The following is a 14,921-nucleotide window of genomic DNA, read 5'->3' on the forward strand; positions in this document are numbered from 1 at the left end:
GCCCTGCATGGCGTCTCTACGAATAATTAACATTCCGAAAATTTAACCGAAACATTAACGGCCAGACCACCGAGCGAGGTCTCTTTAAACTTTTCATTCATTTCTTCAGCGGTCTCCTTCATTGTGCTGATGACATTTTCCAGGCTAACCTTAGCATAATCAGGGTTTCCTGCAAGTGCCATCATACTGGCTGTTATCGCTTTAATTGCCCCCATGGAATTTCTTTCAATACAAGGAATCTGGACAAGACCTCCAACGGGATCACATGTCAGTCCAAGATGATGCTCTGCTGCTATTTCTGCCGCCATCAGAACCTGAGCTGGAGAACCTCCTAAACATTCTGTTAATGCAGCTGCAGCCATCGAGGATGAAACTCCGATTTCAGCCTGGCAACCACCTGCGGCAGCGCTTATGGTAGCTCCTAACTTAAAATACTTCCCAATTTCTCCTGCCGTCAGAAGAAATCTGCAGATGTCATCATCCTTTACTTCCTGACCTGAAAAGCAGATATAGTAAAACAAAACAGCTGGCACAACTCCTGCAGAACCATTAGTGGGTGCAGTCACAATTCGGCCCATAGATGCATTGACTTCGTTGATAGCAAGTGCGAGACAGCTGATCCTTGTAATAACTTTTTTAAAATCACGCCCTACTTTCATTGCCTCCATCCATTCATCCGCGTTGTTGTAGTCATGAACTCTCAGCAGCTGCTTATTCAGTGCTGCTGCACGTCTTTTCACTTCCAAGCCCCCCGGCAAAATACCCTCTTGATGACATCCAGCATAAGCTGCTTTTTTCATAACAGACCATATATTCATCAACCTGGCTTTTATTTCCACTTCAGGTCTGAGCATCTTTTCATTTTCTAGAACAAGGTCAGATATAGACAGATGATGTTTAAAGGCTGTAGTAACAAGATCTTTAGGACTGGGACAAGGGTATGGAAGCTCTTTATTTTCTGTTAATGCTGACTCTGTTTCTCCTTCCTTTACTATAAAGCCACCACCTATTGAATAAAAGATATCTTCCGCAACAAGCGCTTCATTTAAATATGCTTTGAACTTCATTCCATTGGAATGGTAAGGAAGCACTGTATTCTTAAGAAATTGAATGTCACTAATCAGGTCAAACCTAATTCTGAGCAAATCATGAACAATCAGTTTATTTTCACGAGCACTGTTAAAATAAAAATCCAGCAAATTTTCATCAACCTCTTCGGGATCAAAGTTCATCAATCCGAATAAAATGGCTTTATCTGTGCAATGCCCTTTGCCCGTGAGCGCCAGGGAACCATACAATTCTACTTTTATTTCATTAAAAAGAGCGCCTGATAAAATCAATTCGTGGATCCATTTTCTGGCTGCAGTCCATGGCCCGAATGTATGGGAACTCGATGGACCAATCCCAATTTTAAGCATGTCGAATACACTTAAATATCCCATACGAATCAATCAGTGATTGTTAATCTTCAATTGGAAATTCCTTGCCACAGGACTCACACTTATATACCTTTTTGAGGAATATCGGATAAGTGACGGTTGCCAAAGAAAGTATAAATGAGAAAAGGTTTTTCAGGCTTCTACTGGAACTTACAAAATGAACTCTATCGGAGCCACATGCAGGACATACGAGACTTTGTTCGTAAGATTGTTCTGTAAGGCCCAGAATTTCAAGTGCAAGAAATCTGAATTTTTCATTTATCTGTAATTTGATTCCCCCGGTAGCATTGGCATATAAAGGATTGATCGCCACGATATTCTCATCTTTTAAAAAACAGGGAATACCGGAATCTTCCAATTTGGCCTTAACAATATTGGCTTCTACAGGATTATCAAATGACTTAATAGTGATAAATTTCATGCTACCTTTTTAACGAAAAAGTAAGAGTAATTAGATTCATATTTCTGTTAAAATTATTAATCCAGAGCTAAGAAACAGATTTAAAACAAGTTAATTTAACCGAGATTATGCATTAAAATAATAACCCTGATAATCAAAATATTATAAGTTCCAATCCGGTGGATGATTTAAGAGGATTTTTCAATGGCTAATGATTAAATTGGGTTTAATATTAAATTGCGATCTAAAATAAATTAATTATGGGTTGCCCCTTTTGTGATAAAAGAGTTCAGGAAGGTTTTCTAAGCTCTGAAAATTTCGTAGCAATATACAATATAGCGCCTGTCCTTCCCGGACATTCGCTTATAATTCCTAAAAAACATGTGGAAAGTCTGTTTGATTTCACTGATGATGAAGTAGCTGAATTTATGGTGTTAGGAAGAAAAGTAGCTTTTTTACTTACCAAAGCGCTTAATACAGATGCCTTTGACTGGGCCGTGCAGGAAAAAGAAGCGGCAGGACAATCGGTGCCTCATGTTCATATGCACGTGGTACCCAGAAAAGTCGGAGACTTGCCAAACCCCGGAGACTGGTACCAGGAACTGGAAAAAAGCGAAGTCCATATAGACAGCGCTAACCGCAAAAGACTCAGCCCTGAAGAGATGAGCGGCATTATATCAATGCTCAGGAAAAAAGCAGCTGAGTTAAACTTGTAATAATTGTCAACAAGCTACTTAAATTGTAAGTTGAGCCCAACCGATAAGCTAAGGATTTTGAAAAAACTTAGTTTTTCTGATATGCAATAGTACAGATATGTATCAACTGTTCCGCATTCTATATAAGGTTCAACTCCCTTAAGCTTTCTGTCTTGTAAAGCAAAAAATGATTTCACTCCGGTAAATACTGTAAGATGAAAGGCATTGGTTTTATAATATCCTTTAGGGTATTTATCAGGAAGCTTAAGGAATGAATTATTTCCTGTCTCCATATTTAAGGTAGTTCCAATATACAATTTGTCCTGACCAGCCCTTGATCTAAACAGATTCAATGTACCTTTTAATGCTATGGTGTGTATCGCTTTGGTAGAAAAAATTTTTGGCACATACCCATAAAAAAGCCCCAGCCGGACCTTATCTTTAACAAGGCTGTATCCCAATCCTCCTGAAAGAAATCCAAGATTACCTGCATATTGCAATGTATACACTCGTGGCAGTAATTTATACTTTCTTGCCATGGTAATGGTAGAATCCGCGCCAAATGCGGACCTGCTGATAGCATATACAAATACCAGCGAAAATGCCTTCTTTAAAAATTCACTCATTGCAATTTCGATTCTTTAACATTTATATTATCAGTTAAAGTGAACTCATAAAATGTTCCCTTCAACATACTTGGCACTACTACATAGCTTGTCTCATCATTATAATAATTGCCATGATAAGATGTATGCACATGTCCATGAACAGATAGCTGTACCTTATACTTCCTCATCAGATTTACATAAATTGATTCATCCTCTTTGGAAAACTGATCACCGAAAGGCGGAATATGTGTAATAACTATCGGCTTTTTTAATCCGGTAGACTTAAGTTCATTTTCCAGCCATAAAAAATTCGGTCTTTTATTACTCTCCCAAAATACATCATCAAAGAAGATAATCTTTTTTCCTCCAGCTTCAATAGAATAGTTATATGCCCCAAACATTTGTCTGTATACCTCCCCACCTCCTGCCAGATAATCATGATTGCCTATAACAGTAAAATAAGGCTTATTGAGCCCTTTCATTACCTCTTCAAAAAACTCAAATTCTTTCAGTAATCCTTTATCAGCAATATCACCACCTACCACTACAAAAGTTATGTCTTTTCTGCTGTTTATATGATCTATAAATTTTTTAAGCTCTATATAATCATAGTGAGTATCTGAGATCATTGCAATTTTTATATCACCTTCTGCATCAGAAAGAATCTTGTGAAGCCAATCTGAATTCTTCGTAATAATATGCTTAAGACCACCTTTAACCTGAGTAACATATGGACTGTATTCAAATACACCATTACAGGCAGACATTACAAGCAAAAGCAAGACAGCAACACCTGTATTTTTCAAATAGATTTTCATAAATCACTTTTAAAAATCCAATTAGTTCAGAACTTTATGAACCAAAATATTTTTAAAGCTTTATCAAGAAGTTTTTTTCTTTTCAGAAATCTCAATAAGCTTTAATCATTCAAATAAGGGAGGAAATCAAAGTTGAAAACTAGGAGAGATCAACTTTGAATTAATTTTAAGTATTCTGCATCCACAGATCATTGACATACAATCAGAGGTAATTACTTACTCTTGACAATTTTTTCCAGATCTGCCGGAGAATAAAATACAGATTTTAACGTCTTATTATCAGATTTGCGGTAAACAAGATATTTCCCTGCACTTTCGGTATAATAAGCTTCGGTATTATCCCGGTTTTTATAGTGAGCAATAGTTTTTTCCGCTTCCTCAACAGAATGACAAACCTTACTCATATTGGAACGCTGCACCTCATTAAACAACTCCGGAAACTTCTTTCCCAAACCAAATTCAAGCACAGCTCCAGACAACACATATTGTAAGTCGCACAAAGCATCTGCCACAGCAACTATATCTTTATTTTCAATGGCCTCTTCCAATTCTTTCAATTCTTCTGCAAGCAGAGAAACTCTCAACTTGCATCTTTTTTCACTAGGAATCAGAGGTTCTGGCTCTATAGGATGTTTAAAGGTCTTATGAAATTCTGCTACGTGGCTCAGTGAATTTATTGGTTCCATGATATTTATTTAAGGATTTGAATGTTAATTAGAATTATTGCCCCTGATAAAATTGGAGACAAATCTAAATTTAACCCTTTATTTTCACAGATCCCTTTATTCGTAATAAAGAAAATAATTTCTTCCTTCTTCCTTATTGATTCTAAAGCATTTTAAAATTTCAATAACCTCAAAATCCAATCAGCTTTTTTCAGGCCCGAATTCAAAATCTTCCGTTTTGGGCATACTTTCAATCATACCAAGGATTTCCGGTGGAGGTATGGTAAGCTTTCTTGTATTCAAATCCATCCAGGCCCCTTCGACAGTTATGACAGCAGACAATACACCATCCGACCTGAATATTTGGTGAACAATCTTCCATCGGGATGCATCCTTTCGCATTGAGGCGACTCTTATGTCAACAGTGATCGAGTCATTCATTCCAACTTCTCTCAGAAACTTAGTATTCTCACTAAAAAGGATTGGGCCTATCATTAGGCGAGCCAGCTTTTCAACTGAAAAACCAAAGTCTTTAAAAAAACTTACCCTCACTTGTGCTGCATAATCATTGTAGGCAGAATGTCTTAGATGTCTGTTTGCGTCTATGTTTGCCCAGATTATTTCATAAGTCTTGGAATACCCCATAAAATCTTTTTCAATTTTAAAAATTTATCCTGGTTTTACACTTTATTCTGACTTTCAAATAGCCTCACTTCTAAGAGGGAGGCTATTGAAAACAGAGCATTAACCTTACTAAAATTTTATTTAAAATATCAATGACCATTATCCCATCTGCCGATACAAAGTTCAATCATAAAATAATCAACCAGCACATCCCAATGGTCATTGATTAATAATCATTAATTTCCCGGAATGTTAATATAATTGCTCATTCCTTTTATTCCGGGATTATCAATAAGATTGACAACAGACACTATTTCTATTCCTGTAATACTATCATTTCTATGCGTGTCCAACAGATCTGTGAAAATTTCACTGAGATTATTGGTCACAGAGACAACCATCCGTTTTTCTTTTGTCCTATCATCTGAAAATTCGTCGTGTCCATCAACCGTTCTGGTAAGGTTGTATTCGATCAAAAAGTTGCTTATTCTCATGCATTGTCGCCTTTTTCACTTTCTCCCTGACACTGATTTTCAAAAGGATTTCCACCCCAACAATGAGAAAACTTTTTCATGTATTTTTCCCTTTCCTCCGGACTAAGTTTAGCCATTTTACGCTCAAATCTTTTTCTCCAGAAAAAATTATGCTGAGGGCCTCCGCAACCTCTTCTTCCAAATCCGGAAAAGAGAATCTTAGAAAGAACAAATAAACCTAAAGCCTGATATATATTAATGGAAGGGCCGTGGAACAAATCCGGAACCAGCCAGTTCCAAAGTTGCATTGTAATGAATCCAAACAGCACTACTGCAAGGAATCCTAGAATGACAAACTTGATCGCTTTTTTAAAACAAAAACCCATAACTCCTTATTTTTTAATTTCCTTATAAAACTCCTGCAAACGCTTTCTTAAATGAAGCACTGCATATCTTTTTCTACTGATCAATGTATTTACCGGCTCTCCGGTGATCTCTGACATATCTTTAAAACTCTGGTCTTCAAACTCGTGCATCATAAAGACTTCTTTCTGCTCTGCAGGCAGCTCGTCTAAAGCCTCTTGCACGGCTTCCCATAATAAGTTTTTAAAGTATTCGTCGTCAGGAGTGTTTCCCAGATCGGGTAAGATTTCTTCAAGAAATAAGCCTTCGTTATCTTTCACAGTTTCATTATAATCTGTAAATGTTTCCGGTTTCTTCTTTCTGTAAAGGTCAGTAATTTTGTTTCTCGCCACCCTAAACAACCAGGAGGTGATCTGATCAATGGTATCTATACTTCCTGAAGCCTGAGTAAGCTGAAAAAAGACATCCTGCAGAATATCCTCAGCATCTTCTTTTGCTTTGACCCTTTTCCTGATAAAATTAAACAGCTTATTCCTCTCCTTGCGGACAGTCTGCTCTATTTTATCCTTTTGATTCTGGGTCATGTATATTGGTAGAGATTCCATTTAATGGTGTTGACGGATAAGTTCAGAAAATATTTTAAGGAAAATTGTTTTTTTTTATTTTCCTTAAAATTTCTGATCAAAGTCATTCACACAATAGTTTTAACCACTTAATTATCTGAACTATAATTTTCTTTGCTAATTAAAAAATCTTCAAAAAAATTTATTGACACATGTCAAATAACAATGTTGAACAAAAAATAAAACCTATTCTTTTGTCTTATCTGTGAAATCTTCATATGTTTGTTATATATAAAAAAATAAAAAGTGCTAATACTTAAGTCACATATCACGGCAATTATTGCGGTCCCTTGCAGAGACCGGTCCGGGATATGTATTGGCTAAAAGAAAAGGTTTATTCCATACAGATATAGAAAATCCCGGACTATTGTCCGGGATTTTTTTTTTGTATATACACAAAACTAAATGGGAACTAATTGAACTGAAAATTTGGTAGTTATTAAGCCTTCTAAATAAATAACAATATGTTAAAAGAAGAGAGAAAAGCAACTGACTGGCTTCTGATAGGAGCTTTTGCCGCTGTATATATTATATGGGGATCAACATATTTGGGAATTCGCTATGCAATTGAAAGTTTTCCACCTTTTTTCATGGCTGGAACCCGTTTCCTTGCGGCAGGATTAATATTATATTTCACAGGAAGACTAAAGGGAGCTCCTGTTCCTGAAATTAAAGAAATCAAAACATCTACCATTGCCGGATTTCTATTACTGGTATTAGGTAATGGAGGCCTTGTATGGGCAGAGCAAAGAATACCATCTTCTGTAGCAGCTCTGCTGATTACAATTGAACCTGTATGGATTGTCCTTTTATTATGGATGTTTAAAACAGATAATAAACCAAACCTGCTAACATGGATAGGAATTCTAATTGGCATGGCAGGTATGGTATTTATGACTGGTACCGGAGCTGGTAAAGATTTAGTTAAAGCTGATTCATTAAGTATTTTTGCCATTCTGATTTCTACCCTTGCATGGGCATTAGGATCTGTCTATGGTACCAGGGCAAAATTTCCATCCTCTCCTTTAGTAGCAACAGGATTGCAAATGCTTTCAGGAGGTATAATACTGCTGATCATTTCATATTTCAGCGGAGAATTTACAAACATCAACCTTGATTCAGTAAGCTCTAAGTCATTATGGGCATTTGTCTATCTGATAATATTCGGGTCACTGATAGGCTTTACTGCCTATGCATATTTACTCAAAGAGGCACATCCATCTCAGGTATCAACTTATGCCTATGTTAATCCTGTCATAGCTGTAATCTTAGGTGTTTTTGTAGGAAACGAAAAACTTACCAATCAGACCATGCTCGCCGGCGGCCTTATCATTGTTGCAGTAATGGTTATCTGGCTCAGCGGAAGGCCTAAAAAAGTTTTAAAACAGTGATTTCTTTAAAGGTTCCCGATGAGGGACCTTTTTTTATCCCTAAGAATCACACTCTTGATATGAATATCAATTCGTCAGAACAAACATTTGTATTTATATCGCACGATTTTAAAGCTGCCACTGTTTTAAAATAAAACCCCGAGGCTTATGGATATCCTACATGATAACATAGAGAGGAAATTCTATACTTTTATAGATGATAAAGAATATTTCCTTGAATACAATGTGGTGAATGATGATCTATGGGAATTCACATGTAATTACATTTCAAGAATCATCACTAACCTTAAAGAAATCAATGTGCGTGAATCTATCATTGAACATGCACTTGATTATATGAAGAATAACAATATAAAACTTTTTGAGAGCGGATCGTGCTTTGATGTCAGGGATTTTATCGATAGGAAAAAGGAAATTGATTACCTCTTAAACTATGTCATAAAATAGTCCGGAAGACTTAATCGTACTCTGATTTCATTCGTATAAATTGCAGAAACAAAGTTTTAAGCTTTGTTTTTTCTATTATGGATATCAGGAAAGAATTGTTAAAGGAACATTCAAAAGCTCAGATCAATAAAATCTGCAAATACATTAGCAATGACCAGGAACGTTTCGAAGAACTCATGAATATTTTTCTTAACGGAGAAACCCGATTAGTTCAAAGAGCTTCGTGGGCTGTAAGCACAATTGCAGAAGAACATCCTTATCTGATAAAACCATACTTAAAAAGGATGGTCAGAAACTTAAAGAAAAATGCGCATGATGCCGTTAAACGGAATACCTTGCGCATTTTTCAATTTATGGAAATACCTGCTTCCGTTCAGGGTGAATTGTTGGATTTATGTTTTGATTATTTGATTACCACAAAAGTTCCAGTAGCAATTAAAGCTTTTGCGATGACAGTAGCCTATAATTTATCTGCTAAAGAAGAGGATTTGCTTAAAGAATTAAAAATAATTTTGCAAGACCAGTTGCCCTTTTCAAGCCCTGCATTTAAATCCAGAGCTCATAAAATATTAAAATAAAAGGCTTTACATACCATTTTTAAAATTCTATCAGACGTTTTCAAACAATATGAAATTTTAATATGTTAAATATATAACGGGGTTCAAGCGGTGAGATAAGGAAAGTGAAGAGAAGGTAATAGACCTCGTTCATGGATTGATAAACTAAAGATAGTCCTGTAAGACTATCTTTTTTTTGTGGTATTAATTAAAAATTAACAAGTTATACTCAAACCAAAAATTTCCATTTCCGTTTTCAGCATTAAATCAGTTATAAAAATTAATAGCCATGTTAGAATACAGTATTCATATATTAGAAAAAGTCAGTTTTGACAAAAGCCTCTTTGAAAAGGAATTAAATAAGTCTATCAATCTTTTAAGTCCACAAGAAACACTGCAACTTGAGAAATGGGTGGAATTCAATTATGGGGAAAAATTTCCTGATATAATAAAGAATTTTAAGAACCTGTACTATATCTCTTATAACTAATTAAAGAGCTCATAAAATATTCAAGGCACAGAAAAACTTCTGTGCCTTTTCTTTTAATGTACAATTAAAATTTATGGAGAATAAATCATAAAAAAGACGAAATTGCAAATTCAGTAATAGGAGCCTACTGAGAATGTAATGATATGAAAGTCTTTAATTTAATTTTTATCTGCCTCACCTTACCTTATCTATCCTTTGCACAGGATGATCTCAGCAAAATGCTTGATGAAGACTCTCCGAAGACTGAAAATCCATTGGTACATTATTCGTTTAAAGGAACACGGCTAATCAACCTTCAAACAGTGGAGACTCTTCGTAAAGGTTCTCTGGATTTTCGTATCTCTCACAGATTCGGAAATTTCAGTTCTGGAAGTTCTAATTTCTGGGGGCTTGATGGTCCTGCCAATATAAGACTCGGATTGGATTACAGTATTACTGATCATTTTACAATCGGTATTGGAAGAAGTTCTTTTGGAAAACTTGCAGACGGATTTCTTAAATACAAGTTGTTAAGTCAAAGACTTGCTGGTGGCACTCCCGTAACAATTACTATTATATCTAGTCTCAATATCATCACAACAAAAAATGGAGAAAACACTATTACTGGTGTTAACCAGTTTAACAATTTCCCTAATAGGTTCTCTTATCTTTTTCAAGCACTGGTTGCCAGAAAGTTTAATGAAAGATTAACATTACAGGTTACCCCTACCTTTATTCACTATAACCTGAAAAAAGAAGGCAACCGTAATGATATATTTGCCATTGCAGGATCAGGTAGATTTAAAATAAGTAAAAGAATTGCCATAACAGGAGAATATATCTTAAGATTAAATAATTATGCATCACCGGATATTTACTATAACAGCGCTGGCATTGGCATAGATATTGAAACTGGTGGACACGTGTTTCAATTGTTTGTAACGAACTCTATGGGTATCAATGAAGTTCAATTCATACCTTATACAGAAGCTTCATGGAAGAAGGGACAGATTAGGCTTGGCTTCAATGTTTCAAGAATCTTCACTCTAAACAGGAAAAACAAATCAGAATGGACAAAGTAAGATTTTAATTATACCCAAATGAAATTTTATCGAGGAGTTCTTATTATAACGTTTATAATTGCTTTTTCAATAGAGGGATTTTCCCAGATTTACAAAAGCAAAGAAAAGAATTTAAACGTTTCATTTTTCTCAGAAACACCTCTCGAAAATATTGACGCATCAAGTAATGCTGGAAAAGGATTAATCAATCTGGTGAATGATTCACTTGTTTTTAAGATACCTGTTAACAGTTTTCATTTTAAGAACTCATTAATGCAAGACCATTTTAATGAGAACTACATGGAAACTGAAACCTATCCTGATGCCTGGTTTAAAGGTAAACTAAATGTCCCAGTCAATAAAGCAACTCCAGGTAAAACTGATGTATTGGTCACTGGCTTTTTAGATATTCATGGGGTTAAACGATACAGGGAAATAAAGGGCATTCTCAATATTAATGAAGATGGTACGATTCTTCTCTCTTCAGACTTCACAGTAAAATTGAAAGATCACAACATTAAAGTTCCCAGCATTGTATGGGAGAAAATAGCTGAAGAAGTGCTTGTAAAAGTAAGAGGTAATTTTATACCAAAATAAAATTACCTCATATCATTATTCATTGTTGAATAAATCTATTCAACAATTTCAATTTCTGTTCTTCTGTTTAGCTGTTTATTATCAGCAGAATCGTTGGGTGCAACCGGCTTTGATTCACCATATCCTTTATAGGAAAGCCTTTCTGCTGATATACCTTTGTTAATCAAATAGTCTTTTACAGCATGGGCTCGATTTTCTGATAACTTAAGATTATAGTCATCATTACCATCACTGTCTGTATGACCTGAGATTAGCATCTTAATAGAAGGATTAGATGTCAGAATCTCTTGAACCCTCTCCAACTCTGTCTCTGACTCTTTTCTCAATATAGCTTTGTCCACGTCAAAAAACACGTTACGAAGTATAAATACAGTACCTTTCTTCAGTCCTTCCATGCAGATTTCATCATCAATTTCTTTATAATGATCGAGGAAGGGAATATCTATGTTCTTAGAATAAAAAACATATCCTGGTGCTTCTACTGTAATACCATAGTTTTTACCCGCTGGTAAAATGACAATGTATTTACCTGTACTACTGTTGGATGAATATTTCCCAATATCCTTTCCTGTAGAAATATCAGTTACAATAATACTTGCAGCAACAGGCTTTTTACTATCACACCCAATAATTGTACCTTTTAACATTACAAGAGAAGCTTCTGCCTTAGGTCTCTCAAGTACATATAAATCTTTTTCGCCTACTCCTCCCGTCCTTTCAGAAGCAAAGTATGCTCTTCTATTATCAGCAGACCAAGCAAAGTAAACCTCATCATCAGCAGTATTTATAGGATACCCAAGGTTTACAGGCTTAGAGATGACTTGTCCGGTTTCAGTATTTATAGTACAGGAAAAAATATCATAACCTCCCATACTGTTGTGTCCTTTGGAACTGAAATAAAGAGTCTTTCCATCAGGGTGAATAAAAGGAGAAAACTCATCTTTGGAGGTATTAATTTCTGTACTTAAAATTGTAGCAGGACCAAACTCTCCATTTGGTTGGCGCTTACTCATATATATATCCGTTCCCCCGATTCCTCCCTTTTTATTACTAATAAAAAAAAGTACCTTTTGATCTGCGGTAATTGTAGCACATGGTTCCCATGAAGGTGTATTGATATTAGGTCCCAGACTCTTAGGTTTAGACCAGGTTTTACCTGTTAAATTACTTACATATAAATCCCCATAATATTTACCTTCTTCAACTTTATAAATAAAAATCTGCTGTCCATCAGGTGAAATTCCAACACATGCATCATGAGAAGGAGTATTAATTTCATTGCCCAGCTTTTCAGGATTAGTCCACTTATTGTCTTTCTTAGTGGAAATGTAAATATCCTCAAAATATTGATTATCAATTTTAACTCCTCCAGTGCTGTTATCCCTTCTTGATGTAAAAATCAGTAAGGATTCGTCTGCAGACAATGCTGGCACATAGTCTGGAAATGCACTATTGATAATATTGCCAAGATTTTTAATTTTAACCTCCACTGGAGCTTTAACCAGTTCAATACCATTTTTGCAATTTTGGATCAGGTCCTCGACTTCCCTGATTTTTTCCTTTTCAGATGAACGAAGCATAGATCTATATAAAGTAAGACTTTCAATTGCCTTATCAAACTTATGTGACAAATGATAAGCTTCGCCAAGGTAAAGATCCAATTCAGGTTCTTTAATACCTCCTGCTTTAGCTTTTAACAAAAAAGGTAATGCTTTTAACTTTTGATCAGATCTGAAAAAAGAAAGACTGATTAAATAGGAAACATCCTGATCATTTCCATCCAGGCTATCGGATTTTAGAAAATAAGTCAAGGCTGTTTCATAATCCTCTACTTTGAAATACTCCAAGGCTTTGTCAGTATATTTTCTGGCAGCTTTTGAATTATTCTGTGAATATGCACCCAGTGCGGACGTCATTAAAATCAGAATAAGGACTCCTCTAAAGAAAAAAAACATATTATAAATAAAATTAAACTTTTAACGACGAATTGATAGAATTTCAATATTTTAATAGATATTCTGGTTACTTTTTAATCTTTGCTGTAATTCAAAATATCAGGATTTTACGGCTGGCATCTGAAAAAGTGACGTTTTTATTGTATTGAAATAAAAATAGATGCCAATTTCAAAAAATAGATTATTTTTGGAGAATTCATTTTCCAGGATATAAATTTCTGAACAAGACTTTGAATGTTTGAACGTTGAAATTTTGGCATGGCTTTATTAATTACCTAAAAACAATTACCTATAGTGACAGCCTTAAATCATATATTCCCAAAGAAGTTCTTACCTATACTCATTTGTATTACTCTAAGTTCCTGCCTAACAGGAAAGATGTATAATATGAATGATGCTGAGAAAGAGCAACTCAAAGGCTATCATCAGAGAACAGCTCAAGAGGTAATTGAAAAAAACAAAAAGAACAGAAAGGCTAATCAAAAAACAGCAGAGAAAAATCGTCAAAAACAGAACGAACAACTGGCAGACCTAAATGCCAATTCCAGTAAAGTAAAAAAGAAACACAAACCTTCTGGTCAGTTTAAATTTTATATTTACTAATTAAAAACTTTTATAGAAATGAGGACAAGGCATTCTCCTCATAGGTTTGATTTTTTTCCTTTTGTTAAAAATATAAGTCAGGTTGATCTCATGAGCTCCTCCGCTTCTGGCAGGGGCCAATCTTGAAACGATAAAATCATAACTGTAGGTAATTGCAAGGTTATTGTACTTCCATCCTACCAATCCGACAATTGACTCATTGTTCTGAACTCCCTTTTTATAACGCTTTAACCCCGGAATACCTCTATACCATAAGCCTGCGATCAATTGATCATACACACCATATACACCAAGGTCTGTCTGATCTGATTTTCCCTGAAACTTATAATGTGCAGTAGGGATCAGACTTATTTGCTTTTCTTCCTGCAACGTTGATTGGTCAAGTCTTCTACTGAAGTTTATCTGATACCCGGCAGTAAATGAATACTTTGTAGGAAGAGGAGCCTCACCATTTATAAATGATTGATTAGGAGTATTTAAATGATTTGCAGCAAAGCCTAACCAAAGATTTTCAGTATATATAACTGCTCCGGTTGAAAGATCCATAAATTGTTTTTTAACCTTTCCGTTATCAAAGCCAGGAGCGATATTACCGTTATTATCATATTGATAACTAAAAGCCAGATCAGAATAATCAAGCGTCCTGGAAATATATCCCAGTTGTAATCCCGGTCTGACTACAATTTTTGAGGTTAAGAAAATTTCATATGAATAAGACAAAGAAACATCTGTAGAATTGATGGTATTACTTCCCTGCCAGTCTTTATAAACCTGTAGTCCAAGACCGCTTCTGTATTTGGAGAAATAGGTATCTGCAGAAAATAACGAGGTAATATATTTTCCATCTAGTTTAGGCCATTGAATTCTTTGGTGGAGAACAAGCCTTGTTTTATGAGTACTTCCGGCAAAAGCAGGATTAACATACAGTGGAGCTCCATAAAATTGAGAGAACTGAATATCCTGACATGCTGCTCCATTCCATGAAATCGCAAATAAGATAAAAAATACAATTTTTAACCTGATTATCACTTCAATACCAGTTTTAAAGAATATTCGACGAATTTAACAAATTTTTAAACATTCAACACAAATCAACTAACAAGATATTGAAATTCTAATATTTAGAGTTAATT

Annotated in this window: 18 protein-coding genes; 7 read left to right on the forward strand and 11 right to left on the reverse strand. The window is 35.1% G+C overall.

The genetic code is table 11. From position 1 onward, the window contains the following. Positions 1-26: 26 nt before the first annotated feature. Positions 27-1,442 carry an L-serine ammonia-lyase gene (locus tag K350_RS0117680; RefSeq protein ID WP_028981041.1) on the reverse strand — a complete coding sequence of 472 codons (1,416 nt, stop codon included), beginning with the start codon at positions 1,440-1,442 and terminating at the stop codon, positions 27-29. Positions 1,443-1,461: 19 nt separating this feature from the next. After that, positions 1,462-1,860: a putative signal transducing protein gene (locus tag K350_RS0117685; protein ID WP_028981042.1), complete on the reverse strand. Its 399-nt coding sequence runs from the start codon at positions 1,858-1,860 to the stop codon at positions 1,462-1,464. Between the two features lie 239 nt (positions 1,861-2,099). Between K350_RS0117685 and K350_RS29395 the strand changes: the two genes are divergently transcribed. Further along, positions 2,100-2,555: an HIT family protein gene (locus tag K350_RS29395; protein ID WP_051313285.1), complete on the forward strand. Its 456-nt coding sequence runs from the start codon at positions 2,100-2,102 to the stop codon at positions 2,553-2,555. 14 nt (positions 2,556-2,569) lie between these two features. Here K350_RS29395 and K350_RS0117695 read toward each other — a convergent pair whose 3' ends face one another. The 7 genes from K350_RS0117695 to K350_RS0117730 all read right to left on the reverse strand — a co-directional run bounded on the left by K350_RS0117695 (position 2,570) and on the right by K350_RS0117730 (position 6,690). Continuing rightward, a complete protein-coding gene (locus tag K350_RS0117695) occupies positions 2,570-3,160 on the reverse strand; it encodes a hypothetical protein (RefSeq protein ID WP_028981043.1) in 591 nt (196 codons plus the stop codon). Further along, positions 3,157-3,960 (reverse strand): metallophosphoesterase family protein, encoded by an 804-nt coding sequence (locus tag K350_RS0117700; RefSeq protein WP_028981044.1) that lies wholly within the window; start codon positions 3,958-3,960, stop codon positions 3,157-3,159. The genes K350_RS0117695 and K350_RS0117700 overlap by 4 nt, the downstream gene beginning before the upstream one ends. Before the next feature lie 212 nt (positions 3,961-4,172). Further along, a complete protein-coding gene (locus K350_RS0117705) occupies positions 4,173-4,646 on the reverse strand; it encodes a pyrophosphohydrolase domain-containing protein (RefSeq protein WP_028981045.1) in 474 nt (157 codons plus the stop codon). Positions 4,647-4,826: 180 nt separating this feature from the next. Then, complete coding sequence (locus K350_RS0117715) at positions 4,827-5,270, reverse strand: acyl-CoA thioesterase (protein WP_028981046.1); 444 nt, start codon at positions 5,268-5,270, stop codon at positions 4,827-4,829. A gap of 215 nt (positions 5,271-5,485) precedes the next feature. Continuing rightward, on the reverse strand, positions 5,486-5,743 hold the full coding sequence (locus K350_RS29400; RefSeq protein WP_037576281.1) for a hypothetical protein: 258 nt from the start codon (positions 5,741-5,743) through the stop codon (positions 5,486-5,488). Beyond that, complete coding sequence (locus K350_RS0117725; RefSeq protein ID WP_028981047.1) at positions 5,740-6,108, reverse strand: hypothetical protein; 369 nt, start codon at positions 6,106-6,108, stop codon at positions 5,740-5,742. Before K350_RS0117725 ends, K350_RS29400 begins: the two co-directional genes overlap by 4 nt. Positions 6,109-6,114: 6 nt before the next feature. Then, on the reverse strand, positions 6,115-6,690 hold the full coding sequence (locus K350_RS0117730) for an RNA polymerase sigma factor (protein ID WP_245598673.1): 576 nt from the start codon (positions 6,688-6,690) through the stop codon (positions 6,115-6,117). 482 nt (positions 6,691-7,172) lie between these two features. Between K350_RS0117730 and yedA the strand changes: the two genes are divergently transcribed. The 5 genes from yedA (at position 7,173) to K350_RS0117760 (ending at position 11,230) form a co-directional block, all read left to right on the forward strand. Continuing rightward, positions 7,173-8,099, forward strand: coding sequence for a drug/metabolite exporter YedA (gene yedA, locus K350_RS0117735; protein ID WP_037576284.1), 927 nt, complete (start codon positions 7,173-7,175; stop codon positions 8,097-8,099). Between the two features lie 147 nt (positions 8,100-8,246). Then, the gene (locus K350_RS0117740) at positions 8,247-8,546 is read left to right on the forward strand and encodes a hypothetical protein (protein ID WP_028981050.1); all 300 of its coding nucleotides are present in this window, start codon (positions 8,247-8,249) and stop codon (positions 8,544-8,546) included. A 77-nt stretch (positions 8,547-8,623) separates the two neighbouring features. Continuing rightward, a complete protein-coding gene (locus tag K350_RS0117745; RefSeq protein ID WP_028981051.1) occupies positions 8,624-9,124 on the forward strand; it encodes a hypothetical protein in 501 nt (166 codons plus the stop codon). A gap of 612 nt (positions 9,125-9,736) precedes the next feature. After that, positions 9,737-10,654: a DUF5777 family beta-barrel protein gene (locus K350_RS0117755; RefSeq protein ID WP_028981053.1), complete on the forward strand. Its 918-nt coding sequence runs from the start codon at positions 9,737-9,739 to the stop codon at positions 10,652-10,654. A gap of 18 nt (positions 10,655-10,672) precedes the next feature. After that, complete coding sequence (locus K350_RS0117760; protein ID WP_028981054.1) at positions 10,673-11,230, forward strand: YceI family protein; 558 nt, start codon at positions 10,673-10,675, stop codon at positions 11,228-11,230. A 35-nt stretch (positions 11,231-11,265) separates the two neighbouring features. Here the strand turns inward: K350_RS0117760 and K350_RS0117765 are convergent, their stop codons facing one another. Beyond that, on the reverse strand, positions 11,266-13,146 hold the full coding sequence (locus K350_RS0117765) for an OmpA family protein (protein WP_245598674.1): 1,881 nt from the start codon (positions 13,144-13,146) through the stop codon (positions 11,266-11,268). 426 nt (positions 13,147-13,572) lie between these two features. Between K350_RS0117765 and K350_RS0117770 the strand changes: the two genes are divergently transcribed. Then, a complete protein-coding gene (locus K350_RS0117770; protein WP_156027084.1) occupies positions 13,573-13,788 on the forward strand; it encodes a hypothetical protein in 216 nt (71 codons plus the stop codon). On the opposite strand, the gene K350_RS0117775 is transcribed toward K350_RS0117770, so the two are convergent. Next, a complete protein-coding gene (locus tag K350_RS0117775; protein ID WP_028981057.1) occupies positions 13,789-14,817 on the reverse strand; it encodes a PorP/SprF family type IX secretion system membrane protein in 1,029 nt (342 codons plus the stop codon). Positions 14,818-14,921: the final 104 nt, after the last annotated feature.

This window comes from Sporocytophaga myxococcoides DSM 11118 (assembly GCF_000426725.1).
GTDB classification, from domain to species: domain Bacteria; phylum Bacteroidota; class Bacteroidia; order Cytophagales; family Cytophagaceae; genus Sporocytophaga; species Sporocytophaga myxococcoides.

Coding starts and splice junctions, on each gene's coding strand:
- K350_RS0117680 (WP_028981041.1), bottom strand. CDS start 1,442: ATGGGATATTTAAGTGTATTCGACATGCTTAAAATTGGGATTGGTCCA.
- K350_RS0117685 (WP_028981042.1), bottom strand. CDS start 1,860: ATGAAATTTATCACTATTAAGTCATTTGATAATCCTGTAGAAGCCAAT.
- K350_RS29395 (WP_051313285.1), top strand. CDS start 2,100: ATGGGTTGCCCCTTTTGTGATAAAAGAGTTCAGGAAGGTTTTCTAAGC.
- K350_RS0117695 (WP_028981043.1), bottom strand. CDS start 3,160: ATGAGTGAATTTTTAAAGAAGGCATTTTCGCTGGTATTTGTATATGCT.
- K350_RS0117700 (WP_028981044.1), bottom strand. CDS start 3,960: ATGAAAATCTATTTGAAAAATACAGGTGTTGCTGTCTTGCTTTTGCTT.
- K350_RS0117705 (WP_028981045.1), bottom strand. CDS start 4,646: ATGGAACCAATAAATTCACTGAGCCACGTAGCAGAATTTCATAAGACC.
- K350_RS0117715 (WP_028981046.1), bottom strand. CDS start 5,270: ATGGGGTATTCCAAGACTTATGAAATAATCTGGGCAAACATAGACGCA.
- K350_RS29400 (WP_037576281.1), bottom strand. CDS start 5,743: ATGAGAATAAGCAACTTTTTGATCGAATACAACCTTACCAGAACGGTT.
- K350_RS0117725 (WP_028981047.1), bottom strand. CDS start 6,108: ATGGGTTTTTGTTTTAAAAAAGCGATCAAGTTTGTCATTCTAGGATTC.
- K350_RS0117730 (WP_245598673.1), bottom strand. CDS start 6,690: ATGGAATCTCTACCAATATACATGACCCAGAATCAAAAGGATAAAATA.
- yedA (WP_037576284.1), top strand. CDS start 7,173: ATGTTAAAAGAAGAGAGAAAAGCAACTGACTGGCTTCTGATAGGAGCT.
- K350_RS0117740 (WP_028981050.1), top strand. CDS start 8,247: ATGGATATCCTACATGATAACATAGAGAGGAAATTCTATACTTTTATA.
- K350_RS0117745 (WP_028981051.1), top strand. CDS start 8,624: ATGGATATCAGGAAAGAATTGTTAAAGGAACATTCAAAAGCTCAGATC.
- K350_RS0117755 (WP_028981053.1), top strand. CDS start 9,737: ATGAAAGTCTTTAATTTAATTTTTATCTGCCTCACCTTACCTTATCTA.
- K350_RS0117760 (WP_028981054.1), top strand. CDS start 10,673: ATGAAATTTTATCGAGGAGTTCTTATTATAACGTTTATAATTGCTTTT.
- K350_RS0117765 (WP_245598674.1), bottom strand. CDS start 13,146: ATGACGTCCGCACTGGGTGCATATTCACAGAATAATTCAAAAGCTGCC.
- K350_RS0117770 (WP_156027084.1), top strand. CDS start 13,573: ATGAATGATGCTGAGAAAGAGCAACTCAAAGGCTATCATCAGAGAACA.